The sequence below is a fragment of the Planctomonas sp. JC2975 genome, from assembly GCF_012985205.1.
GTDB lineage: Bacteria > Actinomycetota > Actinomycetes > Actinomycetales > Microbacteriaceae > Humibacter.
Genome location: NZ_JABEKS010000001.1, coordinates 2,775,683 through 2,799,776, shown reverse-complemented (window position 1 = coordinate 2,799,776; position 24,094 = coordinate 2,775,683). Strand labels below are relative to the sequence as shown.

The window sequence follows — 24,094 nt, the reverse complement described above, 5'->3', positions numbered from 1 at the left end:
CTCGGCTACCGCACTCCGCGCATGAGCCGGCGGATCATCGGCGCCATGAGCGCCAGGATCGCACCGATCACGATCGCTATCGCGCCGAGGATTCCGAAGTACCACCCCTCCGTCTCCGGCGAGTAGAGCTCGGCGAGCTGCCCGCTCAGCGCAGTGCCGAGCGCGACCGTGAGGAAGAACAACGCCACCATCTGGGCGTGGAAGTGCTTCGGCGCCAGCTTGGTGGTGACCGAAAGTCCGACGGGCGACAGCAACAGCTCGGCGACCGTGAAGACCAGCAGGATGCCCACCATCGCGATGAGCGGCGTGCTGTTCTCACCCCCGCCGGCGAACGGCAGGAACAGCAGGAACGCCACCCCCATGATCGCCGTGCCCAGCGCGAACTTGATCGGGGTGGACGGCTGCCGCTCGCCGAGCTTCGTCCAGATCGCCGCGAAGACGCCGCTCAGGATGATGATGAAGATCGGGTTGATGGACTGCACCCACGAGATGGGGAAGTCCCATCCGAAGAGATCCCTGTTCAGCCTGGTGTCCGAGTAGAACGTGACCACCGTGAACTGTTGCTGGTACAGCGACCAGAACGCGGTGCTCGCGACGAAGAGAGGTATGAAGGCGTAGACGCGGCTGCGCTCGACATCCGTCAGGTTGCTGCTGAGGATGACGACGAAGTACGCCACGGCCGCCACGATCGTCACGACGATGACGACCAACGACAGGTTCGTCGCGCGGATGACGCCGACCAGGGTCAGGACGACGATGACGGCGACGCCCGCCACGGCGATGCAGATCCAGAGCACGTACCTCGACCTGGGCAGCCGATTGGGCACCACGCTCGCCTCTGCGGGAAGCCGCTTGCGGCCGAACGAATACTGCACCAGCCCGATGGCCATTCCTAGGGCGGCCAGCCCGAATCCGTAGTGGAACCCGATCGTCGACTGGAGCAGCCCGGTGAGGAGGGGTCCCAGGAACGCTCCGAGGTTGATGCCGAGGTAGAAGATCGAGAAGCCGGCGTCACGCCGCGGGTCGTGTTCGTCGTAGAGCGTCCCGACCACCGCCGTGGCGTTGGCCTTGAGGCCGCCGGATCCGACCGCGATCAGCACCAGTCCGACACCGAGACCGCCGAACCCCGGGATGAGTGCGAGCGAGAGGTGGCCGCACATGATGACGATCGCGCTGTAGAACAGCACGCGCTCGGATCCGAGCAGCCGGTCCGCGATCCATGCGCCGATGATGGTCGAGAGGTATACGGCGCCGCCGTACGCCCCGACGATGCCGGCGGCGACCGCCTTCGGCATCGCAAGGCCGCCCTCTGTGACCCCGAAGTAGAGGTAGAGCAGCAGGATGCCCTGCATGCCGTAGAAGGAGAACCTCTCCCACATCTCCACCCCGAAGATGTTGGCCAGCGATCTCGGCTGGCCGAAGAAGGTCTTCTCGTTTTCGTGCCGCGTCGTGTCGGTCGGCGCCCCCGCGTCCGCACTCATGGTCTTCAGGCTAGGCCCCTTGGTGGCGGGCACAAAGGATTGGGGCGCCCGTCGCGTCGGTCCGGGCCCCGGGCGTCGGGGCCGGGGGCGGCCCCGGCTCCTCCTCGGTCCGGTGCGGGCACCGAGATCCCGTCTCAACAACAGAAATTGCTCACCACAGGCCACGAGAACGGTGCTTTCTGCCGTCGAGACGAGATCTCGAGAACCGGAAACCCCCGGCTACACCGCGGCGTTCGCCTGCGCGATCAGCCCGTCGACGACCTCGTCGCTGATGCCGACGCCCGGGAACCGCACGATGCGGCGCATGGGCATCGAGCCCATCATCGCCATGAGCTCCTGGTTCTGGAACATGCCGACGGCCTCCGGGTTCTGCGTCGCGGCCTGCTGCATCACTCCGGCGAGCACCTTCTGGCCGCCTGGATGCTTCATCCATTCCGCGAGGGACGACTGGCGGTCGAGCGGAACGACGGGCTCGTTCACCCGCAGCTCGACGCTGCCGCGCTCGCGGATATCGCGCGAACTCGCCCCGACCAGGATGTCCACGCCCCCGTTCTCGACGTACCACCGCTCGAGCACGGGGTGGAAGTACGCGAAGTCGCGGTATCCGAGCGTGAAGCCCACCTCACGGCTCTCGCCGGGCTCGAGCGCGACGACGCGGAATCCGCGCAGCTCGTTCTGCGGGCGCCGCACCTCGGCACTCGGTGCACTCACGTACAGCTGCACGACTTCGCGTCCGGCAACGTTGCCGGTGTTGGTCACGGTGACGGACGCGTGCACGGCGAGGTCGGCATCCGCTCCCTCCGCGCTGAGCGAGAGACCGGAGAACTCGAAGCTCGTGTAGGAGAGTCCATGGCCGAACGGGTAGCTCACCGGCAGCTCGCGCGCGTCGTACCAGCGGTACCCGACGAAGACGCCGTCGCCGTAGGAGAGGTGACCGTCGCGTCCTGGGTAGTCGAGGTAGGCGGAGTTGTCCTCGAGCTTTTCCGGGATCGTCTCGGTGAGACGTCCAGACGGGTTCGTGACGCCGAACAGGATGTCCGCGGTCGCGCCGCCTCCCGCCTGGCCGAGCAGCCATCCCTCGAGGATCGCGCGGGCTCCGCCCTCCCAGTTCGACACGCGCACCGCCGAACCGTTCGAGAGCACGACCACGAGGTTCGCATTCGCCTGCGCCACCTCCGCGAGCAGCGTCAGCTGGTCGGCGGGCAGGTCGATGTGCTCCCTGTCGTATCCCTCGGACTCCGCGGCAGACGGCAGCCCGAGGAACAGCACGACGAATTCCGCAGCGGATGCCACGGCCACAGCATCGCGCGTCAATGCGCCCGCATCGCCGCTGCCGTCGAGCGTGAAGCCCGGCGCGAACGTGACGTCGGGTCCCGCGATCTTGCGCATCTCGGTGAGCGCGTCGTCCAGCCGCGTCGGCTCGATCTGCGAGCTGCCTGCGCCCTGGTACCGCGGGTTGCGGGCGAATTCGCCGATCACAGCGATGGAGGCGTCCGGCGAGAGGGGCAGGATGCCGCCGTCGTTCTTGAGCAGCACCGCCGCCCGCGACGCGACTTCGCGGGCCAGCGCGTGATGCTCCTCGACCTGCTCGCTCGGAACGGCGAGCGTGGTGCCGTCTGCCGGCTTGAGGTCCGCGTGATCGAAGACGAGCTTCAGCACGTTGCGCACGGCGGCGTCGAGGGATGCCTCGTCGAGCGATCCCGCTCGCACCGCGGCCACGATCGCCGCTGGGCCAGCCTCCGATTCCGGCATCTCCAGGTCGAGGCCGGCCGCGACGGCGGCATCCCTGTCGTTCACCGCGCCCCAGTCGGAGACGAGCAGCCCCTCGAATCCCCATTCGTCGCGCAGCACCTGGGTGAGCAGCCACGGATCCTCCGTCGCGTAGACACCGTTCAGCTTGTTGTAGGCGGCCATGATCGTCGCGGGCGCGGCATCCTTCACGGCTCGCTCGAATCCGGCGAGGTAGATCTCGCGGGCGGTGCGCTCGTCCATGTCGGCGCTCACCCGGAAGCGATCCGTCTCCTGGCTGTTGGCGGCGTAGTGCTTGAGCGACGTGCCGACACCCTTCGACTGGATGCCGCGGATCAGCGCCGCACCGAGCTCGCCCGCGATCAGCGGGTCTTCGGAGAAGTACTCGAAGTTGCGTCCGCACAGCGGCGAGCGCTTGATGTTGATGCCCGGCCCGAGCAGCACCTGCACGTCGAGCGCGATGGACTCGTCGCCCAGCGCCGCTCCGACGCGTTCCGCGAGCTCGGCGTCCCACGTGGATCCGAGTCCGACGGCGGGCGGGAAGCAGGTGGCCGGATAGCTGCCGCCGATCCCGTTCTCCTGGTCGGCTGGCTGACGGCGCACGCCGTGCGGTCCGTCGCTGAGTGTGATCGCCGGGATCCCGAGGCGTTCTACTGCCCTGGTATGCCAGAAGCCGTCGCCCGTGACGAGGGCGGCCTTCTCTTCGAGGGTGAGTTGGGACAGGAGGGCATCGACGTCTTTGGCCATGGCATACATTGTGTCCGCCGATGCATCGATCGTGCTGAAAACCCCGGATGCATCGATCGCGCTGAAAACCGGAAGGGTCGCGCTCTCATCACGAGAACCGAAGCAGATCTCCGGTCCTCGTTGCATGCTCCGGTCCTCGCAACGCGTCAGAGGACCCTGCTCGCAACGCGTCGGCTGTCGCGACTACCCTCGACGACGTGACCCACCACCTCACCCGCGACGAGGCGCGGCGCATCATCGTGCGCGCTCAGTTGCTCGATGCAGCGCGTCCCAGCGACGTGGTGGAGGTGGCCGAGCAGCTCGGCACGATCAGCATCGATCCGACCGCGACGATCGCGCCTGCTGAGCACACCATCCTCTGGTCCCGCATCGGGTGGTCGTACGAGGCCGGCCAGCTGACGAAGGCCGTCGAGATGGACCGCGCGCTGTTCGAGTTCGACGGCACGTTCCGTCCGATCAGTCTGCTGCCGCTCATGCTGCCCTGGATGCGCACCAGGCCGTTGCGCGAGAGCACCAAGGAGTGGATCGCCGCCAACGAGAAGTTCCGCGACGAGGTGCTCGCCCGGCTGCGCGCCGAGGGTCCGCTGCTCGCCTCGGACATCCCCGACACCGCCGCCGTCGCGCGGGATTCTGAGGCCGGCTGGTACGGCCCCAACCAGGTGCCGCACATGCTGGACTTCCTGTCACGGACCGGCCAGATCGGAGTCGTCCGCCGCGAAGGGCGCCACCGGGTCTGGGACATCGCCGAACGCGCCTTCCCCGCCGATCTGCCCGACTACCCTGCGGATGAGGCCGCGCGGATGCTGGACGAACGCCGCCTGCAAGCCGCAGGCATCGCGAAGCAGCGCTCACCGTGGACTCCGGTGGGAGAGGCGGGCGAGCCGGCGGTGATCGAGGGATCCAAACGGAAGTACCGGGTGGATCCGCGTGCCATCGCCGCCCTCGACGACGACGCGGACGGCCGAGTCGCCTTCCTCAATCCGTACGACGGCATGCTGTTCGACAGGCCGCGACTGCGCGAGATCTTCGACTTCGACTACGTGCTGGAGCAGTACAAGCCGAAGTCGCAGCGCAAATACGGATACTTCGCCCACCCGATTCTGATCGGCGACGTCTTCATGGGAATGCTCGACGCCACGGTCGACCGTGAGAACGAGGTGCTGCGTGTCGACGCGGTGCACCAGCTCATCCCGTTCGAACCGGAGGAAGACGAGATGGTGCGCGCGGAGATCGCCGAGCTCGGCGAATGGCTCGGCGTGCGCGTCGCGGAGTTCTGACCGGTGACGGCCGGGAGGTGGCCGAGGGCTGACTGACCGGGCCGCCGGTGGTTGAGCGACCCCCGCCCAGTCTCCGGCGCTACTCCGCGAGGGCCGCCGCGAACTCCTCGACGGCCCAGTCCAGGTCGGCCTGCTCGACGACGAGCGGTGGCGCGAAGCGGATCGTCGCACCATGCGTGTCCTTGACGAGGATGCCGCGGCGCAGCATCCGCTCGGCGAGTTCCCGTCCGGATCCGATCGCGGGATCGACATCCACTCCGGCCCACAGGCCGGCTCCGCGCACAGCGGTCACGCCGTGACCGACGAGATCCTGGAGGCGCCCGCGAAGGTGGTCGCCCAGTTCGCGGGCGCGACGTTGCAGATCGCCGGTTGCGAGCATCCGGATCACCTCGATGCCGACCGCGCAGGCCAACGGATTGCCCCCGAACGTCGAGCCGTGCTCCCCTGGGCGGATCACGCCGAGCACGTCCCGGTCGGCGACGACTGCGGAGACCGGCATGATGCCGCCGCCCAGCGCCTTGCCGAGCAGGTACACGTCGGGCACGACGTCCCACAACGAGCACGCGAACGTCTCGCCGACCCGTCCCAGTCCTGACTGCACCTCGTCGGCGACCAGGAGCACGCGGTTGTCGGTGCACAGCTGCCGGAGCCCTGGCAGGAAGTCGTCCGGCGGCACGATGATGCCCGCCTCGCCCTGGATCGGTTCCACCAGCACGGCGACCGTGTTCTCGTCGATCGCCTCGGCGACCGCCGCAGCATCGCCGTACGGCACGGAGCGGAATCCGGGGGTGAACGGACCGAAGCCGTCACGGGCATCCGGATCGTCGCTGAATCCCACGATGGTGGTCGTGCGACCGTGGAAGTTTCCGGAGAAGACCACGATGTTCGCACTATCCGGCGCGACGCCCTTCACGCGGTAGCCCCACGCGCGCGCCACCTTGATGCCGGTCTCGACGGCCTCGGCTCCCGTGTTCATGGGCAGCACCATGTCCTTGCCGGCGAGCGCCGCCAGCTCGGCGACGAACGGACCGAGCAGATCGTGGTGGAAGGCGCGGCTGGTCAGGGTGATGCGGTCGAGTTGGTCTTTGGCCGCGGCGACGAGCCTCGGATTCGAGTGTCCGAAGTTCACTGCCGAGTAGGCGGCCAGACAGTCGAGGTAGCGGTTGCCGTCCACATCGGTGACCCATGCGCCCTCGCCGGAGGCGATCACCACGGGCAACGGTGCATAGTTGTGCGCGGCGTGCTCGTCTTCGAGGCGCAGCAGGCCGTCGGCGATGCCGCTCGAGCCGCGACCATCGCTGGTCGAGCTCGGCCTGCCCCGTCCCTGCCGAAGGGGCGAAACCTGCTCGTCAGGGTCCCCGGTTTCAACGGGCTCGACCACCGGTGCAGCTGCGCGGCCGCTCAGCGGCGCAGTTCCAGAGTGCAGCATTTCACGCCTCCTCCTCCGAGAAGGAGCTCGGAGAGATCGACTCCGATCGGGTTGTATCCGCGTTCACGCAGCTGCTTCTCGAAGCCGACAGCACGCTTCGCGATGACGATGTTGTAACCGTCGGAGATGGAATTGAGACCGAGGATGCCGGCATCCTCTTCGCTCACGATGATGGCGTCCGGATACAGCGTCTCGAGGGTGCGACGGCTCGCGTCGTCGAAGGCGGCGGGCACGTACGCGATGTTCGCGTTCTCGTCGTCTTCGAGCGGGTCGAGCACGGAGATGGCGGTGTCCAGGTGGTAGAAGCGCGGGTCGACGAGCGTGAGGCTGACCACCTCGCGGCCGTAGATGCCGGCGAGCTCGGCGTGGCTCTCGACGGTGCTGCGGAATCCGGTGCCGGCGAGGATGCGCGGCCCGACGAGCAGGATGTCCCCCTCGCCCTCGTTGACCCGCTCGGGCTCGACGACCTCGAAACCGTTGTCGGCGAACCAGTGCATGAACGCCGGCCCCTCGGGTGAACGCTGCGGATACGCGAACCGTGCGCCGTAGGCGATTCCGCCGATGATGAATCCGCCGTTGGCCGTGTAGACCATGTCGGGCAGGCCCTCGAGCGGGTCGATGAGGTGCACGTCGTGCCCGAGGCCCACGAACGTGTCGTAGAGAGTGGTCCACTGCTCGATGGCCTTGGCCGTGTTCGTCGGGTCCTGCGGATGCATCCAGGGGTTGATCCGGTAGCTCACCGTGAAGTGCTCGGGCCGGCACATCAGATACGTTCGGTGCGACGGGACCAGGTGCTGCACGGGCGCCTTCGAGGTCGCAGTGCCGGCGCCGGGCACGGAGGCGGAATCCGGCGCGGATGCCTGCGTGGCGGGCGATCCGTTGCGGTGGCGCGTGTCGGTGGAGTCCAGAGCGGTCATGCTTTCCAGTGTCGCACCGGGATCTTGCGCGGTGTGTGGCATCTGCTGCACGATTCGTGCGCAATTGGTCGGTCAGGCGCAACGGATCACCCTAGAATGACGCCGTGGACAACCTGGATCGGAACATCATCGACCTCCTGCGTGATAACTCCCGCGCGTCGTATGGCGACATCGGCTCGCGTGTCGGCCTGTCCGCATCCGCCGTGAAGCGCCGCATCGACCGCCTGGTCGCCGACGGTGTCATCCGCGGGTTCACGATCAACGTCGATCCGACCATCGACGGCATGAGCACCGAGGCGTACGTGGAGCTGTTCTGCCGCGGCACCGTTTCGCCGAGCGAACTGCAGCGCATCCTCTCCGCCGTGCCGGAGGTGGCAGATGCGTGCACCGTGTCGGGGAGCGCTGATGCGATTCTGCGAATCCGCTCGCGCGACATCCCGAGCCTCGAGGCGGCACTCGAACGGGTGCGCGTCGCTCCCAGCGTCGACCACACCCGCAGCGCGATCGTGCTCTCCCGTCTCGTGCACCGCGACCTCGACTGAGGCGGTGGCGGGCAGAGCCTGAGTGCGTCCATAGCATTCCCTCTCGACTCGCTCAGCGCCCTCTGTGACCATGGTGGAGTGGACGATACGACTGCGCGCCTCCTCGTCGTGGAGGACGACCCCGACATGGCCCGCCTGCTCCGGCGAGGATTGGCGGCCGAAGGCTACGACGTGCTCTCGGTGGACAATGGCGTCGACGCCTTGATCACATTGCGCGACAACACCGTCGACGCGCTGGCCGTCGACGTGATGCTTCCCGGAATGAGCGGATTCGAGCTGTGCCGCCGGGTGCGCGAGTCCGGCAAGACCATGCCGATTCTGCTGCTGACAGCACGGGACGCCGTCGAAGACCGCGTGTTCGGTCTCGACTCCGGCGCCGACGACTACCTCACCAAGCCCTTCGCCTTCGCGGAGCTCGCCGCCAGGCTGCGAGCGCTGCTGCGCAGGGATGCGTCGGCCAAGCCGACCCTCAAGGTGGGCAACCTCACGATCGATTCGCTCGAGCACAAGGCGACCGCTGACGGCCGTCAGGTGGCATTCAGCCCGCGGGAGTTCTCGCTCGTGCGGCTCCTGGCCCTCCACGCAGGCGAGATGGTGACGCGCGGTGACATCCTCGATGACATCTGGGGCGGCCACGAGCACATCGATCAGAACGTGCTCGACCAGTACGTGTCGTACGTGCGACGCAAGCTCGACGCCTCGGCGACGGGGCTCCGGATCGCCACCGTGCGCGGACTGGGGTATCGACTGGAGACCGTCGATCCCTCGGTGGCCGCCAAGCAGTCCGCTGACCAGCACGCGGGCGCCTCCGAGTCGTCGGGTGCTGCATCGTCAACGGATGACGCGCTGTCCGACGCCGCCGGAACCGCGGACGCTGCCGGCAGCGCGCAGGATTCCGCCCCCACCGAGCCGGACCGGTGAACTGGATCCGATCCTTCTCCAGCCGTCTCTCCATCACGGCTCGGATCGCGGTCGGCAGCCTGATCATCGCCGTTCTCGTCGGCGTGGTCGCCGTCGTGGGGATCCGGCTGGGCGTTAACGCCATCCTCAACAACGCGACGGTGACACTGCTGCGTCACGATGCGGAGCCCTTCGAGGAGCAGCTGCAGCGGCACGCCACCGATCTCGACGCCGTCCCAGGCGACGGCCAGTACATCGCCCTCATCTCGCCGGCGGGCGACGTGCGCGTCTCCAGCCTTCCGAAGTCGCTTCGCCCATACGGAAAGGCTCCGCGCGAGGAGACCGAGACGTTCACGAAAGTGCAGACGGCGAACGCCGAGTACACGGTGCGGGTGCGGCCCGTCGAGACGGCGACCGGCGTCTGGTACGTCGTCACGGCGCGCAACGAGGATGCCAACCAGCTCGTGCTCGACAGGCTGAGCGCCGCTCTCATCGTGGGCGCCGCGATCCTCGTTGCTTGCTTCACCCTCGCGTCGTACATTCTGGCCCGCACGGCCTTGCGCCCGGTGAACGTGATGCGGCGGCAAGCCGATGCGATCTCGCGCAGACAGACGGAGGGATTCCGCCGCGATGGCGGCGAACCCGACTTCGCGATCCCGGGTACTCAGGCGAATGGAATCCGTCCTCAACGGCGGCGGACGACGACGGGATCCGGCGCGACGCCGAGCACGGAAGTCGCCCGCGAGGACGCCATGCGCGGAGGCAGCACGAGCGGGGAATTGCTCGAGGTGCCGCCCGTTCGCGATGAGCTCGCTGCCCTTGCGGTGACGCTGAACGGCTTGATCGAGGCGCTGCGGGCATCCGCTGATCGCGAGAAGCAGCTCGTCTCGGACGCCAGCCACGAGCTCCGCACCCCGCTTGCTGTGCTGCGCGGCGAGCTCGAGCTGGCCGAACTGGACATCGGCGACGCGGATGCGCTCCTCGCCGACGTGCGGCAGGCCCAGCAGACCGTGCTGCGACTCTCCACCCTCGCGACCAACCTGCTCGAGCTCTCCAGGATCGACGCGCACGGTACGCGCGGATCATCGAGCTGGATCGAGCTCGAGGACGAGCTCGCTGCCGCGATCGACCGCATGCGTCAGGCGTCGCTGGTTCAGGGCGTCGAGTCCGTCATCGATTTCGAGGTATCCGAAGAGACCACGGATGACGGAACGGTCGCGATGTCGACGCAGGATTTCGGCCGCATCGTCGACAACCTCATCGCGAACGCCATCAAGGCGATCGGCAGCGACCAGGGCTCGGGAACCATCACCGCACGACTGGCGCAGGATGACGCTTCCGTGCGTCTCGCGGTCGTCGACGACGGTCCGGGCATGCCGGCGGATTTCGTGCCCATCGCCCTCGACCGTTTCACCCGCGTGGATGAGGCGCGCAACACGACGACCGGCAGTGGACTCGGTCTCGCGATCGTCGCGGGGCTGGTGGACACGGCGGCGGGCGAGATCCGACTGTCTCCGTCACCTGGCGGCGGGCTCACCGTCGAGATCACGCTGCCGGTCGCCGTCGCACAACGCGACGACCGCGACACTTCTGAGTCGGCCGACGTGCCGGACGACCTCGCGACGGCCGAGGAGCGGGCAGCATCCGGAGAGCTGACGCCGCCTGGCGACGCCGCAGAATGAGCTGCCTGCCGAGCCACCATGGGTGAGCCCAGAGGGTGATCCGCGCGGTGGCACCCTGCGGCACCCCGACACGAAGCTACATTTGCCGTCATGGGGTTCGACGCGGCGATCTACGTGTTGGCGGCGCTGCTCGGCGCATCCCTCGGCGGCATCATCACGTTCAGTGTCTCCGCCAGAAGCGCGCGGAGGGAACGGCGGGCACGCTACGGCGAATCCCTGTTGACGTCCCTGACGGCAGCCGAGCGCAGGCTGGCGTCGGCGGCTCATGCCGATGATGCCGGCGAGCACCTCAGTGAGCCGATTCTGCTCCGCGAGGAAGCCGTCGCCGCGTGGTCGTTCGTCGAGCTCGCCTCGACCCTGGAGACGCCGGCCGGCCGCAAAGCGATGAGGGCCTGGGGCGAGCAGCTCTACGACTGCCTCTGCCGTGGTGCAGCGGATGACGCGCAATTGGGCTGGCTGGTCCACCGTCTCGACCTCGCGGTCTACCTGACGATCGCATGGACCGCCGGATACGCCAGCGGACGCGACTTCGCTCTGTCGGGCACCGAGATCGCCGAACGGTTCGCTCCTGCCCTGCGGGCGCACGACCTGCCCGACTACGGGGAACGCCCGGCCTGACTCACATCGCCGTTCGGACGAGGCCGAGCGCTTCGTCCGATTCTCGTGCCGGATCCGCGGAGCCGACCAGGCGATCAGTTCGGCAGGATGCGTCCGAAGTGGTATCCGATGCCGGACCAGGTGGAGAGGGAGACGATCCGCACCGGGATGCCGTAGTCCGGAGCTTCGATGATCATGCCGCCGCCGAGGTAGATCGCGACGTGCTCCTCGTCGTTGAAGAAGACGAGGTCTCCCGGCTGGGCGTCGGTTTCCGAGATGGTGGTGGCCACGGCATCCTGCGACGGCACGTAGTGCACCAGGGAGATGCCGGCCGCCGCATACGAGACCATCGTGAGGCCGGAACAGTCGATGCCGTCGTGCGACGAACCGCCGAGCACGTACGGGTCGCCGAGGTAGGTGAGCGCTGTCTCCACGATCTTCTCGCGGGCACCGCCGTGCTGGAGCGCCTCTGCGAGGGCAACCGCGACCGCGGCGCCGTCCGGCCCGGACTCGGCGGCGACGATGCCTGCGATGGCGCCTGCGACGTAGTTCTCCGTCTGCACCGCGCTGCCGCTGACCGAGGCCGAGACCTGCAGCCTCTGCGCGATGAGCTTCGAGTTGCTGTCGATCGTTGCCTGAAGCTGGTCGGGGCTGAGCGTTTCGGCGGCGTTGGCCGGGGCGGCGAACATCAGCCCTGGGATCAGTGCGAGCACCGCCCCACCGGCGATCGCAGCCGACCTGCGGGATGACCGTGCCCGATGCGCGGGAGCCCCGGGCATGCGGCCTCCCGGCTGGTCGCCGACTGCGCTGTTCCGAGGACGGAATCCGTGCACGTCGGCCGCGGATGCCCCGCCTCCCGAGCTCGCGGAGTGATCGGCCCGACCAGCGCGGTCCTCGAACCCGGCATCCGGTTGCACGTCGTCAACGGGCCTGGACACCCTAGCGCTCCGATCGCGCTTCCACTGCTCGGGACGGATGGGCTGGGTCGCGTCGCCCGGACCGCGCTGCGCCAACTGCTCCCGAGCGTCGCTGAACCCTTGGGATGCGGCGAAGGCCGTCGGTCGCGCGGCAGAGCGAGGATCCGTCACCTGATCGCCGCCGAACCCGCCCGACTCGGCAGCCGCATCGAGACCGAGCACCTGATCGAAGTCGACGGGCTGATCGTGAACCGCCCGTTCGACGGGTGCCGCGTTCTCCCTGCCGGCTGGGACCGGATTCGCACCGCCGAAGGGACCAGCCGACGGGCCGTTGCTCTCGTGCCGCGAAGCAGCAGCCGATGCCGCCTGTTGTGCCGCCGGCTCGGAGGGTTCAGCCGCGACTCTGGCCGCCTCGCGCAGAGCGCGGCGAGAGGGGAGCGCCGCCGGCGTCGGGGCCGAGGCCGGCGTCGGTGCCGGCGTCTGTGCCGAGGCGGGCGCGGGGGCCCAGGTCGGAGCCGGCGTCTGTGCTGAGGCGGGCGCGGGGCCCCAGGTCGGAGCCGGCGTCTGTGCCGAGGCGGGCGCGGGGGCCCAGGTCGGAGCCGGCGGTTGAGCCGGCGAATTGGTCAGCGGTGGTGTCGGCAGCCCCGGTCCTGTCGGCATGGCGCGGATCGGCTGCGCGGGCGCGGATTCCTCGGACGCCGCCTGTGCCGCACGCTCCTGCTCACGAACCTCGCGGCGCGACAGCCCGGCGCCCGGCTCCGGGCGAATTCCGGGCCAGGCCTCTGAGCCGGAGAGCGGTTGAGCGGCGGACGCCGGCGGGGTGGGAGGCGCTGCATGGCCAGCGGACGACGGAGGTCGGAACCCCGCGTCCTGCGGCGTCGCCGGCTGCGCGGGTGTCGGCCACATCGAGGCAGGCGGGAATGTCGCAACGGGCAGCGGCGGCGGTGCGTACGCCGGAGTGCCCGGGACCTCGGCCGTCGGTGCGGCCTGGACTGCGGGGCGCGGGGCCGGCGCCCGGTCGGGCTTGGTGGGGTCCGTTTCGAAGAGGCCGGCGAAGACGTTCAGACCCGATGCGTCATCGAAGGAGTCGACGGTGCCATCGTCGTCTGCCGACGAGCGGTCGGGTCCGGCCGCCGCTGCTCTCCGACCCATGCGCTCCCAGCCTGCTCCTCTTTCCGCACGCGGGGTACGGACGACATGACTTCCGTGTCCCCCAAAATGCGGACGGCTGAGCCGACCACGTTCCACACTAACGGATCGTCTTATGGACGCAACTGCGGATGTCGCCGGATCCGGCGTTGCCGACACCCATCGGGCGCCCCACAACGGCGGCTAGAGAACCGGATGGGTGGGCGATGGCGCCGGAAACAGCGATGGCGGGACCGCTCGGGTCCCGCCATCGCTCCTGTCAGGGATCTCAGATCAGACGTGTGAAGTGGTACGGGATGCTCGCCCATTGGGTGAGCGGGTCGAGCTCGACGTTGCGGCCTTCGGTCGGCGCATGCAGGACCATGCCGTTGCCCATGTACAAGCCGACGTGGTCCTCGTCGTCCCAGACCACGAGGTCGCCTGGCCGGGCGTCGGCCGCGGAGATCCGCGAACCGACGGCATCCTGGGTCGGAACGTAGTGCGCGAGGCCGACACCGGCGGCCGCGTAGGCGACCATCGTGAGGCCAGAGCAGTCGATGCCGCTGTGCGATGCCCCGCCCAGCACGTAGGGCGTGCCGAGGTAGCTCATCGCGGTCGAGACGATCGCGGCCCGTCCGCTCGGGTTGCCGGTGGTGATGAGCTGCTGCGCCATCGCCTGGTCGATGCCGTAGTGGCTCTGCAGGTTGGCGACCACGTCGACGGTGGAGAACGTGTCCTGCACCGCGGCCGGAGTCGCGACGTCTGATGCGACGTCGAGACGTTGCACGTCGCCGTGCGACGCGGCGTTGAGGATTGCGGTGTGCAGGGCCGCCTGCTGCACCTGAGCCGTGGTGAGGTGGCTCGTGGATGCCATCGCGGACTGCTGGATCGTCTCGGCGTGCGCCGCATACGACGGCAAAGCCGTCGTCAGGCTGGCGACCAGGCCGAACGAGATGCCGGCGACGGCGAGCGTTACGAGGCGGCGGCGAGGCATCCGGTGGGGCACCGGGACAGCGAGATGGGCCGCGTCACGCCGGCCGAGGCCGAAGGCGTCGCGGATTCCCGCGACGGCCGGTCGCAGACCTGTCGCCATGGCGGAGCGTCCGCGGGCGACGACGTTGTTCAGGTTTTCGTACGTAAAAGAGGGGAGGCGCATGAGTCGGGTACCTAGAGGGTGGCCCGCACGTACTGCGGCCACCATGTTTCGTTCGGGTGCAAAACAAAAGGCCGGTTCAAGCCGGCCGGTTTCCACCGTAGGTGTGCGTCCCCGAGGGCCGCCCAGCAGGCGCCCAGGTTCTCAAGAAGCCGATCAGGGGCAGTTTCCACGGATCGCCGACCGGTCGAACGCCGTCCGAACGGCGCGCCGATGGGCCGCACTGTGACGCGCGTTCCGCATGCTGACGCGGATCCGCGGACACCCGTGGAGACACCCGCACGCGCCGCTGGCTGGTCGATCGACCAGCTTTTCCGATGCCGTGTCGACGGATGCGGACGCCGCCGCTACTGACTCTCTGTCAGGAAATCATCAGGCCCTCTTGCGGGCCGTGCCAGGTTCGGCGGCCGTCGCGCGGTCCCGCGAAATCCCGTCCGACGTGCAGAAAATGCGCTTCGGACGCCGCGAAGAGCATTTTCTGCACGGGCGGACGGGTGCTGGGTCTGGCCCACCGCCAGCAAGGTCGGCATCCGCTCAGAGGATGTCGGCCGTCAGCGCCGTGGGGCTGCCGAAGCGATGGTTCGTGATGGAGATGGCCTGCTCGCGCAGGAACGGCAGGAGCTCGACGCGTCCGGATGCCGTCACCGGCCCCGAGAACACGGCCACGTCGATCCGTTCCCCGAGCGCCTGCGCAAGTCCAGACGCATCGCCGCCGATGAGCCGCACACGGTCCGTCGCCCGCGATTCCGAGTCGACGGAGACGCCCGACGTGTACACGCGCTGCAGCCACGCGGCATCGGATTCCACGACATCCACTGTGCCGATCTCGTGCAGCGCCTCGCGCAGCGGCCGCGGCAGCCGTGTTGGCGTGCTCACGTCGAAGCGGCCGCGCACGAGCGCCGCCGCCGCCAGCACGCGCAGCAGCGCCGGGATGCCGACGCCTTCGCTGAGCCGGATGCTCACCGAAGCGGGCCGGTACCGGAACAGGTTGCGCTCGACGCCGAGGTCCGCGGCATCCCGCGTCACGCCGAACTCGTTCGCCCACGCGATCGCGTCGCTGAGCGCCGACCGGCGCACCAGGTCGAACTCTTCGTAGCTCATCGACGGCTGGCCGGCTTCGATGATCCGCGTGACCCGGGAGTCGAGACCGCGCAGGTGCAGGCTGGAGCTGGATGCCCCGGCATCGCCGACCCAGCTGCCGAGCCCGAACAGGTAGTTGGGGCCTCCGGCCTTGTGCCCGGCACCCACCGACGAGCGCTTCCAGCCACCGAACGGCTGGCGTTGCACGATCGCGCCGGTGATGCCGCGATTCACGTAGAGGTTGCCGGCCTCGACGGCAGAGGTCCAGTACTCGATCTCGTCGGGATCCAGCGAGTGGAGGCCGGCGGTGAGGCCGTAGTCGACGGCGTTCTGCAGCTCGACCGCCTGCTCCAGCGTGCGGGCGTGCATGACGCCGAGCACGGGGCCGAAGAACTCTGTCCGGTGGAAGCGGGATCCAGGCTGCACGCCGGTGCGGATGCCCGGCGACCAGAGGCGGCCCGTGTCGTCCAGATTGCGCGGGGTGACGAGCCACTCCTCGCCCTCCTCAAGCTCGGTGAGCGCCCAGGCGAGCTTGCCGCGGGCAGGCTCGATGAGCGGACCCATCCAGCTCACCGGCTGCTCGGGCCAGCCGACGTAGACGCTCTCCGCGGCATCCGCGAGCTGGTCGAGGAAGCGGCGGGAGGATCCCATCGACCCGACCAGGATGACCAGGCTCGCGGCGGAGCACTTCTGGCCGGCGTTCGAGAACGCGCTCTTCACGACATCTGCGACCGCAAGGTCCACATCGGCGCTCGGAGTCACGATGATCGCGTTCTTGCCGCTCGTCTCGGCGAGCAGCGGAAGGTCGGGACGCCAGCTCTTGAACAGTTTCGCCGTGTCGTAGGCGCCGGTCAGGATCACGCGATCGACGCGCGGATTCGCGATCAGCGCCTGGCCGAGCGCACCCTCCTCGACATCGGCGAGCACGAGGAGGTCGCGGGAGATGCCCGCCTCCCAGAAGCATTCGGCGAGGACTGCGGCGCACCGCCTGGCCTGCGGAGCCGGCTTGAGAACGACTCCGCTGCCGGCGGCGAGCGGACCGAGCACGCTGCCGGCCGGGATCGACACCGGGAAGTTCCACGGCGGCGTCACGACGGTGAGCTGCGACGGCACGAACCTGGCGCCCTGCACCGTGTCGAGCTCGCGGGCGAGTGCCGCGTAATAGTGCGCGAAGTCGACGGCCTCGCTGACCTCGGGATCCGCTTCCGCGATCGTCTTACCCGTTTCGGAGGCCATCACCTCGATCAGGCGGTCGCGGTTCGCGGAGAGTGCGAGGCCGACACGGTCGAGGGTCGCGGCGCGTGCATTTCCGGAGATGGCGCCCCACTGCGCACCGGTCGCCTGCACGCCTGCCAGCAGGTGGTCGAGCATCCGCTCGTCGTCGACGCGGGAACGCGCCAGCGTCTCCTCGCCGGCCGTCGACGTGGAGACGGATGACAGGATGCGACGCCCCCATGCCCTGTTCGACGGCAAGGAAGGGTCGGTGTCGGACTCGTTGCGGAAGACCCGGTCCTGCGGCGCTTGCCCCTCTTCGGGGAACGCATCCGGTGCTACGGAACCGACTTCGGGGAGCGGAACGACGCCGGTCGTCGGGAAGAGGCCGCTGCCGCGCTGGATCTTGTCCAGTCCCAGCACGACGCCCGTCAATCCCTCCTCGAGCGCCTCCGCCGCCGGATCCACCGGTGCAGGGCGCGGGTGGAATAGCGTGGTCGGATCCGACTCCACCCACTCGCGCGCGCGGTCCTGGCGACGGTTGGGCAGCGGCGCGAGTCCGCGCGGTCCTTCCTCCCCCTCGAGCTCGGCAAGCGAAGCCAGGAACCGCGCCTTCTCGCGTTCGAACAAGCTCGGCTGTTCCGTGAGCTCGAAAGCCGCGGAGAGGAAGTCCTCGTCGGCCGCGTTCTCCTGCAGCCGACGCATCAGGTAGGAGATGGCGACGTCGAAGTGCCGCGGGTGCACGACGGGCGCGTAGAGGAGCAGCCCCCCGACCGTACCGGCCACGGCATCCGCCTGCCTGGTGGCCATGCCGAGGAGCATCTCGAAGTCGATGCGGTCGTCGACGCCGCGGCTGCGAGCGAGCAGCCAGGCGTGGGCGACGTCGAACAGGTTGTGGCCGGCGACGCCGATCTTCACCGCGTGGGTGTGCTCCGGGGTGAGCGCCCAGTCCAGAACGCGCTTGTAGTTGGCGTCGGTGAGCACCTTGCCGTCGTACGGGGCGAGCGGCCAGCCGTGCACGGCGGCATCCACCCGCTCCATGGGGAGATTCGCGCCCTTCACGATGCGCACCTTGATGGGTGCGCCGCCGGCCGCCCTGCGGTGAAGGGCCCACTCGGTCAGGTCTTGGAGGGCATCGAGGGCGTCGGGCAGGTAGGCCTGCAGCACGATTCCGGCCTCGAGACCGAGCAGCCGCTGGTCGCCGAGCAGCCGCTTGAACACCGCGATCGTCAGGTCGAGATCGTGATACTCCTCCATGTCGAGGTTGATGAACTTCGGCGTCGGGGATGCCGCGGCGAAGAGATACAGCGGCGCAAGCCGCTGCACCACGCGCGCGACCGACTCGTCGAAGGCCCACATCGACAGCTGGCTCGCGACGCTGGAGACCTTGATGGAGACGTAGTCCACGTCCTCGCGCTCGAGCAGCTCGCGCGTGCCCTCCAGCCGCGCATCCGCCTCGTTCTCACCCAGCACCGCCTCGCCGAGCAGATTGAGGTTGAGCCGAACGCCGCCATCGGATGCGCCACCCGGCACCCCGTTGCCGTCCCGGAGCCGCGCGATCGCCGTCCCCAGCCGCGCCGGAGTCGCATCGACGATGAGGTGCCCCACCATCGACCGCAGCACGCGGCGCGCGATCGGGATGACGATCCAGGGGATCGCCGGAGCGATGGTGCCGCCCACCGCGATGGCCGCGCGGTGGATCCACGGCAGGAAGCGCGGGATCCGGCGTGCGAGCGCGTGGAGGTTCTTCGCCGCCACGTAGACGTCCTGAGGACGCGCAACGCCGTCGACGAATCCGACAGCGAAGTCCAGGCCGCGGGGGTCGCGCAGAAGTCCGGCGAGCCGCTCAGCCGCGGGATCGCGCTTGGACGCCTCGGGGATCGCGTCTCTCGCGTCGGAGGCCTGCAGCCACGCACGCACGAGTTCGATCGACCGGGTGCCGAGGTCGTCGTCGGGAATTGGTGAGCCGCCATCGCCAAGGGGACCGCTGGGGGTGCGGATGCCGTTGTCCTGCGCCATGGATCCCAAGACTATTCCGGCACCCTGAACGGGGGCCATTGTCGATGCGGCGTGCGGCGCAACGGATGGGCGCGCCTCATGCCCCCCGCGCAACGTCAGTGCGTCGCCGCCGCCGGTGGTGACGCGGGAGTGGGGTCAGGCATCCGCAGCGGGCGACGCAGTGGCGGCATCCGGTGCGCTGGAGCGCACTGAGCGCCGCACGGCTGCCACACCGATGCCGACGACGACGGATAGGACGATCAGCGCGATTCCGAGCATCCGCCATCCGGGAACCGTGGCGAGCACGCCGGCGCTCAGCGAACCGACGACCTGGAAACCGTTCGTGATCACCTCGGCGATGGGCTGCACGCGGCCTCGCTCCGACGGTCGGTAGGCATCCGTGATGAGCGCGCTGCCACCGCTGAACGCGAAGTTCCAGCCGACCCCGATCGCGAACATGGCCGTGAGGAACGCCCACTCCGCCGTGCTGCATGCGGCAGCGGCGCCCGCGACGATGACGAGGATGGCGCCGGCGACCGTGATGGACCGTTCGCCGAAGCGGCCGATGACCCGCGCGATCACGAAGCCGGGCGCGAACATGCCGATCATGTGCAGCTGAACGGCCAGCGCGGCATCAGCTTCGCTGTGTCCCATGGCCATGCCGGCGATCGGTCCGGCGGTCATCATCGACGTCATCGAGATGGCGGCGAACGAGGTGGCCGCCACGCCCGCGATCAGCACGGGCTGGCGCCACAGCACCCTTCGGGTCCGAGGTCGGTCTTCGGGCGCGGATGCCGCCTCACCGCTCCGTCCCCCGCCCGCAGCACCGCGTCCGAGCTCCGCCAGCTCCCGCGGGAGCGTCAGATTCCAGACCGCAGCAAGCGCCCCGAACAGCGCGACGAGCAGATAGCTGGCGACGAACGCGACGGGCAGCAGCCCGCTCACCCACGTGGCGAGAAACGGCCCGAGGAGCGCCGCGACGAGGCCGCCGGCGAGCACCGTGGTGACGGCGCGTGCGCGCTGGGATCCTGATGCGTCAGCCGCCGCGTACCGGTAGTAGCCGGCGCCGGCCGAGTACGCACCGATCAACCCTGTGCCGACGCAGAACAGCCAGAACAGGTCGAGCTGCACGGCCACGGCCGAGACCAGACCCGCGAGCACCGCGACGAACGCCACAGAGACGAACACTCTGCGGTATCCGAGGCGGCCGATGAAGCGCGAGATGACGAAGGTCGTCGCGACGGCGACCACCGGGATCAGGCTGAACGGCACCGTCGCGAGCGCGGTGGTCGGCGCGAGTCGCGATCCGACGATGCCGGTCAGCGTCAGGTCGACGGAGCTGCCGAACACGTACAGAGCCTGTGCGGGGGCGAGGCGACGTGCGATGCGCAGGTGCGGCGCGGCATCCGATCGGGTCGTGGTCGTCATGTCACCACAGTGGCGGGCGGCGCCATCGGCAACGAGTGGCAAGAACGCCTATCTCCGCTGGATTCCTGCCATTTCGTCTCGAGAGGTCTGCGGATGGCCGGCCGCGCCGGCCCTACCCGACGACCTGGTCTTCCGCGTGCTCGCCGTAGTACGACGACTGACGGCGCATGAGCTCGCGCATGGAAACCCCGCGGTCGACGCCGTAGACCGTTCCCGGGAAGTCGAGCTCGCGCTGGATCGCCCAGATCTCCTCGTGACTCTCCGGAGGCAGGATGACCGCCGGGTCGCCGACGGCGATCCATCCGATCGGCACCACGCCGCCCGATGGGACGACCGTGTTCACCTGCACCACGCCGTTGATGCGCACCTCGGCTCCTGACCCGATCCGGCTGCCGGGGAACAGTGCGGCTCCTGTCGCGATGAAGCACTCGTCCTCGATGACGCATCCGTTCAGGTGCGCGTTGGGCCCGACCAAGACAGCCGCGCCGATACGAACCGGATGAGCCGCCCTTCCACGAATGAGCGCGTTCTCCATGACGACCGCGTCCTCGCCGATGACGACCTGGCCGTCCTCGGCCGTGACGACCGCACCGTGCAGGATGCGCGCGCCGGCCGCGATGCGCACGTCGCCGACGAGCACGGCTGTCGGTGCGACGTACCCCGACGGATCGACGCTCGGCTGGAGGCCGCGATGACGCACGAGCATGGGATGGCTCCGATCGTTGGTCGAGCTGCAGGAGCTAGATGGCAGCGTTCTCCACCTGGGGCGCCGCGACCTGGTCGCACGCGCGCAACACGCCGGAGACGTCGCGGAAGGTGTCGCGGAGACACTCGGCGAAGCCGGCGCCATCCCCGGCCACGGCGGCATAGTCGCCGTCGATCCAGCGCTGAAAGGCACAGCCGAATGCAGCGACGCCGAGGTCGCCGGCGAGTTCCGCGTCCCGGTCGCCGACTCCGCGGCCGCGAAGCGCTTCCGTGATCGCGGCGCCCATGGTCGACAGCTTGAGCAGCTCGCGCTCGAGCAGACTGCCTTCGGCGGAGATCACCGCCGACCGCTTCTTCGACCACTCGCGCCGCTCGTCGAAGAAGGGCGCTGCTGCGGCGAAGCCGTCAGCGACCATCTCGAGGGGAACGGATGAAGGAGACTCCTCGAGCCCGCGCACGACGACCTGCTCGAGCTCGTGTGATCCGTCGAAGAGCACCTCTCGCTTGTCGGAGAAGTGACGGAAGAAGGTGCGCTCGGTCACGCCCGCCCGTTGCGCGATGTCGTGCACCGTCGTCTCGTCGAAGCCGCGCTCCGCGTACAGGTCGAGAGCTGCGCGCTGCATCCTGCCACGCGCATCCGGCTCCCACCTAGTCATGGCGTCGATTCTACCGATGCCGCACAGTGATGACAGATACTGACATCAGTGCTAGCGTTCTTGATGTCAGCAACTGACATCACACCATCGATGACGCTCGTGTGCCACGGCGCGCGCCATCGGTGCCCGACGGACGGCTCGACGGGCGAGAAGGAGTACGTCTCATGCGCATCTTCATGACAGGGGCATCCGGCTGGATCGGAACCGGCGTCGTCCCCCACCTGCTGGCGGCGGGCCACGAGGTGACCGGACTGGCGCGATCGGATGCCTCGGCATCCGCCCTCGAGTCCGCCGGCGCCACGCCCGTGCGCGGCGGGCTCGACGACCTCGACGTGCTGCGGGCGGGGGCCGCGGCATCCGATGCCGTCATCCACCTCGGCTTCAAGCACGACTTCTCGGACTTCGCCGCCTCCGGACGCACGGAGCGCGCCGCACTCGAGACCTTCGCCGACGCGCTCGAGGGCAGCGGACGCAAGCTCCTGTTCGCCTCGGGCATGGCGGGTGCGGAGAACGGTCGGCCGCTGACCGAGGCTGACCAGTCCCCGCACGTGGGCGCGGAGAGTCCCCGCGGCGGTGCCGAGCGGTTCGCGCTCGACCTCACCGCGCGAGGGATCGCTCCGGTGTCCCTGCGCTTCGCGCCGACCGTGCACGGCACAGGCGACCACGGATTCAGCGCAACCTTCGTGCGCATCGCCCGCGAGAACGGGGTGTCCGGCTACATCGGCGACGGATCGCAGCGCTGGGCCGCAGTGCACCGTGACGACGCCGGCCGTCTCGTGAGCCTCGCGCTCGAGAAGGCGCCGGGCGGCAGCATCCTGCACGCCGCGGCCGAGGAGGGCGTCCCGACGAAGGAGATGGCCGAGGCGATCGGACGGGGACTGGGCATTCCGGTCGACTCCGTCTCGACGGATGACGCACAGGACCGCTTCGGATTCCTGGCCGGATTCTTCGCACGCGATCTCGCGGCGACCAGCACGGCCACCCGGGCGCTCCTCGGCTGGGAGCCTCGGGAGATCGGTCTCCTGGAGGACCTTGAGCAGAACTATGCGGACCGCGCCGTGCGGACACTCGTGTAGTCCGGCTCTGCGAGCTGGGCTTCGGGCGTAGCGTCTGATCATGGCCGCACGAGTGCACATCCGCCACGAGATGGCGATCCGTCGACTGACTGTTTCGCACATCGAGCAGCTCACGCCCTCCATGGTGCGCGTCACGCTCATCGGCGATGCGCTGAACGACTTCGCTTCCTCCGGCCCGACGGATCACGTCAAGGTGTTCTTCCCCGACCCCGTGACCGGAGTGCTGACGGTTCCGGAGCTGCGGGGTGACGGCATCCACCGGCCGACGAGCGGCGTCATCATCTCCCGCGACTACACGCCACAGCAGTTCCGCCCTGCGCCGTTCGGTGCAGCCGAGCTCGACCTCGACTTCGTGCTGCACTCACCCACCGCCGCACACGGCAACCCGAAGGATCCAGCGGGCGGCGGTCCCGCCTCAGCGTGGGCCGCCGCCGCGCAGCCCGGTGACGAGATCGCCGTCGCCGGGCCGCGCGGGTCGCGCGAGGCTCCGCAGGACGTCGCGGAGGCCGTGCTCATCGCGGATGAGACGGCTCTCCCCTCATTCACCCGCTGGCTCGACCTGCTGCCGGAGACCACGCGGATCACTGCCCTCCTCGACGTCGCCGACGAAGAGGTGGAGCCGTACCTGTCCGCCGAGCAGCTGGCGCGGGCGTCCGTCGAATGGCTCTACCGCGAGGACGGACCCGGACAACTGGAGGAGGCCGTCCGGTCGCTGGAGCTGGGGCCGGATGTCTACGTGTGGGCGGCGGGAGAGGCATCCGCTCTGATTCCGGTACGGCGGTACCTCAAGCACGAGGCGGAGCTTCGCCCCGATCAGCTGGACGTTCAGGGGTACTGGAAGCGAGGCGTGGTGAACCGCGACCACCACGAGCCGATCGACCCGTCGGATCCCGACTGATCCGTCCGCCGGGGTTCGCGCGGAGCAGCCGGACCTACTTCTCCGTCAGAATGCGAACATCTGCCCGAGCACGATGAGGCCGATCACCAGGATGACCACGATCACACCGAAGATCGCGAGCCACTTGGCCGACAGCTTCGAGATGCCGAAGCCGACCAGGAACGGCAGCGCCGCGAGCAGCACGGCGAGGATCCACCAGAACGTGGCGAATCCAGCTGCAGATGCGTTGGACAGGTGCTCACCGAACAGCTTCCGCGTCGACGGGTGCGTTGCGTAGGCGATCGCCGCAGACAGCGGGAACGCGATGATCACGGCCGTGATGAGGCCGGCCAGCCATCCGAGCAGACCTCGGTTGACCGGCAGTGTCTCCTCGCGGTGCGGCCCCTGCTTGCTCTTCGAACTCATGCGCGCAGGCTAGAACGTGCAGACGCGGCCGCGGTCGCATCCGTCATCGCTTCACCCGAGCCGTGCGACCCGCTCCCGTGGCACCGCCACAAGATGACCGGCCGACGAGGCGGCGAC

Annotated in this window: 18 protein-coding genes; 7 read left to right on the top strand and 11 right to left on the bottom strand. The window is 68.9% G+C overall.

The window, feature by feature from the left end; all coding sequences use genetic code 11:
* Positions 1–5 precede the first annotated feature (5 nt).
* On the bottom strand, positions 6–1,481 hold the full coding sequence (locus HII28_RS12780) for a peptide MFS transporter (protein ID WP_170025729.1): 1,476 nt from the start codon (positions 1,479–1,481) through the stop codon (positions 6–8).
* Positions 1,482–1,700: 219 nt separating this feature from the next.
* Entirely contained in the window at positions 1,701–3,977 is a 2,277-nt protein-coding gene (locus HII28_RS12775) for a glycoside hydrolase family 3 C-terminal domain-containing protein (protein ID WP_170025728.1), read from the bottom strand.
* Between the two features lie 197 nt (positions 3,978–4,174).
* Between HII28_RS12775 and HII28_RS12770 the strand changes: the two genes are divergently transcribed.
* Positions 4,175–5,254, top strand: coding sequence for a crosslink repair DNA glycosylase YcaQ family protein (locus HII28_RS12770; RefSeq protein ID WP_170025727.1), 1,080 nt, complete (start codon positions 4,175–4,177; stop codon positions 5,252–5,254).
* A gap of 79 nt (positions 5,255–5,333) precedes the next feature.
* Here HII28_RS12770 and rocD read toward each other — a convergent pair whose 3' ends face one another.
* Positions 5,334–6,683: an ornithine--oxo-acid transaminase gene (rocD, locus tag HII28_RS12765; protein WP_170025726.1), complete on the bottom strand. Its 1,350-nt coding sequence runs from the start codon at positions 6,681–6,683 to the stop codon at positions 5,334–5,336.
* A complete protein-coding gene (ddaH, locus tag HII28_RS12760; RefSeq protein WP_240977900.1) occupies positions 6,656–7,447 on the bottom strand; it encodes a dimethylargininase in 792 nt (263 codons plus the stop codon). The genes rocD and ddaH overlap by 28 nt, the downstream gene beginning before the upstream one ends.
* Before the next feature lie 257 nt (positions 7,448–7,704).
* On the opposite strand from ddaH, the gene HII28_RS12755 reads away from it, so the two are divergent.
* The 4 genes from HII28_RS12755 to HII28_RS12740 all read left to right on the top strand — a co-directional run bounded on the left by HII28_RS12755 (position 7,705) and on the right by HII28_RS12740 (position 11,342).
* Positions 7,705–8,142, top strand: coding sequence for an Lrp/AsnC family transcriptional regulator (locus HII28_RS12755; RefSeq protein ID WP_170025724.1), 438 nt, complete (start codon positions 7,705–7,707; stop codon positions 8,140–8,142).
* A gap of 78 nt (positions 8,143–8,220) precedes the next feature.
* Positions 8,221–9,063: a response regulator transcription factor gene (locus HII28_RS12750; protein WP_346769297.1), complete on the top strand. Its 843-nt coding sequence runs from the start codon at positions 8,221–8,223 to the stop codon at positions 9,061–9,063.
* Positions 9,060–10,724, top strand: coding sequence for a HAMP domain-containing sensor histidine kinase (locus HII28_RS20735; protein ID WP_170025723.1), 1,665 nt, complete (start codon positions 9,060–9,062; stop codon positions 10,722–10,724). The genes HII28_RS12750 and HII28_RS20735 overlap by 4 nt, the downstream gene beginning before the upstream one ends.
* A gap of 90 nt (positions 10,725–10,814) precedes the next feature.
* Positions 10,815–11,342, top strand: a complete 528-nt coding sequence (locus HII28_RS12740; RefSeq protein ID WP_170025722.1) for a hypothetical protein — start codon at positions 10,815–10,817, stop codon at positions 11,340–11,342.
* 74 nt (positions 11,343–11,416) lie between these two features.
* On the opposite strand, the gene HII28_RS20290 is transcribed toward HII28_RS12740, so the two are convergent.
* The 6 genes from HII28_RS20290 to HII28_RS12710 form a co-directional block, all read right to left on the bottom strand.
* Entirely contained in the window at positions 11,417–13,390 is a 1,974-nt protein-coding gene (locus HII28_RS20290) for a C40 family peptidase (protein WP_240977351.1), read from the bottom strand.
* Between the two features lie 265 nt (positions 13,391–13,655).
* On the bottom strand, positions 13,656–14,522 hold the full coding sequence (locus HII28_RS20285) for a C40 family peptidase (protein ID WP_240977349.1): 867 nt from the start codon (positions 14,520–14,522) through the stop codon (positions 13,656–13,658).
* Between the two features lie 531 nt (positions 14,523–15,053).
* Entirely contained in the window at positions 15,054–18,830 is a 3,777-nt protein-coding gene (locus HII28_RS12725; protein ID WP_170025721.1) for a bifunctional proline dehydrogenase/L-glutamate gamma-semialdehyde dehydrogenase, read from the bottom strand.
* 135 nt (positions 18,831–18,965) lie between these two features.
* Complete coding sequence (locus HII28_RS12720) at positions 18,966–20,237, bottom strand: MFS transporter (protein WP_170025720.1); 1,272 nt, start codon at positions 20,235–20,237, stop codon at positions 18,966–18,968.
* A 112-nt stretch (positions 20,238–20,349) separates the two neighbouring features.
* Positions 20,350–20,943, bottom strand: coding sequence for a gamma carbonic anhydrase family protein (locus HII28_RS12715; protein WP_170025719.1), 594 nt, complete (start codon positions 20,941–20,943; stop codon positions 20,350–20,352).
* Between the two features lie 34 nt (positions 20,944–20,977).
* Positions 20,978–21,598, bottom strand: a complete 621-nt coding sequence (locus HII28_RS12710; protein WP_170025718.1) for a TetR family transcriptional regulator — start codon at positions 21,596–21,598, stop codon at positions 20,978–20,980.
* A gap of 164 nt (positions 21,599–21,762) precedes the next feature.
* Here HII28_RS12710 and HII28_RS12705 point away from each other — a divergent pair, with 164 nt between their 5' ends.
* Both HII28_RS12705 and HII28_RS12700 read left to right on the top strand, forming a co-directional pair.
* Positions 21,763–22,674 (top strand): SDR family oxidoreductase, encoded by a 912-nt coding sequence (locus HII28_RS12705; protein ID WP_170025717.1) that lies wholly within the window; start codon positions 21,763–21,765, stop codon positions 22,672–22,674.
* Between the two features lie 40 nt (positions 22,675–22,714).
* Positions 22,715–23,572, top strand: coding sequence for a siderophore-interacting protein (locus tag HII28_RS12700; protein ID WP_170025716.1), 858 nt, complete (start codon positions 22,715–22,717; stop codon positions 23,570–23,572).
* Positions 23,573–23,617: 45 nt separating this feature from the next.
* On the opposite strand, the gene HII28_RS12695 is transcribed toward HII28_RS12700, so the two are convergent.
* Positions 23,618–23,977, bottom strand: coding sequence for a hypothetical protein (locus HII28_RS12695; RefSeq protein WP_170025715.1), 360 nt, complete (start codon positions 23,975–23,977; stop codon positions 23,618–23,620).
* Between the last annotated feature and the right edge of the window lie 117 nt (positions 23,978–24,094).

Excerpts from the sequence above, each read along its gene's own strand:
- HII28_RS12780 (WP_170025729.1), bottom strand. The coding sequence starts at position 1,481 with ATGAGTGCGGACGCGGGGGCGCCGACCGACACGACGCGGCACGAAAAC.
- HII28_RS12775 (WP_170025728.1), bottom strand. The coding sequence starts at position 3,977 with ATGGCCAAAGACGTCGATGCCCTCCTGTCCCAACTCACCCTCGAAGAG.
- rocD (WP_170025726.1), bottom strand. The coding sequence starts at position 6,683 with ATGCTGCACTCTGGAACTGCGCCGCTGAGCGGCCGCGCAGCTGCACCG.
- ddaH (WP_240977900.1), bottom strand. The coding sequence starts at position 7,447 with ATGTGCCGGCCCGAGCACTTCACGGTGAGCTACCGGATCAACCCCTGG.
- HII28_RS12740 (WP_170025722.1), top strand. The coding sequence starts at position 10,815 with ATGGGGTTCGACGCGGCGATCTACGTGTTGGCGGCGCTGCTCGGCGCA.
- HII28_RS20290 (WP_240977351.1), bottom strand. The coding sequence starts at position 13,390 with ATGGGTCGGAGAGCAGCGGCGGCCGGACCCGACCGCTCGTCGGCAGAC.
- HII28_RS20285 (WP_240977349.1), bottom strand. The coding sequence starts at position 14,522 with ATGCGCCTCCCCTCTTTTACGTACGAAAACCTGAACAACGTCGTCGCC.
- HII28_RS12725 (WP_170025721.1), bottom strand. The coding sequence starts at position 18,830 with ATGGCGCAGGACAACGGCATCCGCACCCCCAGCGGTCCCCTTGGCGAT.
- HII28_RS12720 (WP_170025720.1), bottom strand. The coding sequence starts at position 20,237 with ATGACGACCACGACCCGATCGGATGCCGCGCCGCACCTGCGCATCGCA.
- HII28_RS12715 (WP_170025719.1), bottom strand. The coding sequence starts at position 20,943 with ATGCTCGTGCGTCATCGCGGCCTCCAGCCGAGCGTCGATCCGTCGGGG.
- HII28_RS12710 (WP_170025718.1), bottom strand. The coding sequence starts at position 21,598 with ATGACTAGGTGGGAGCCGGATGCGCGTGGCAGGATGCAGCGCGCAGCT.
- HII28_RS12705 (WP_170025717.1), top strand. The coding sequence starts at position 21,763 with ATGCGCATCTTCATGACAGGGGCATCCGGCTGGATCGGAACCGGCGTC.
- HII28_RS12700 (WP_170025716.1), top strand. The coding sequence starts at position 22,715 with ATGGCCGCACGAGTGCACATCCGCCACGAGATGGCGATCCGTCGACTG.
- HII28_RS12695 (WP_170025715.1), bottom strand. The coding sequence starts at position 23,977 with ATGAGTTCGAAGAGCAAGCAGGGGCCGCACCGCGAGGAGACACTGCCG.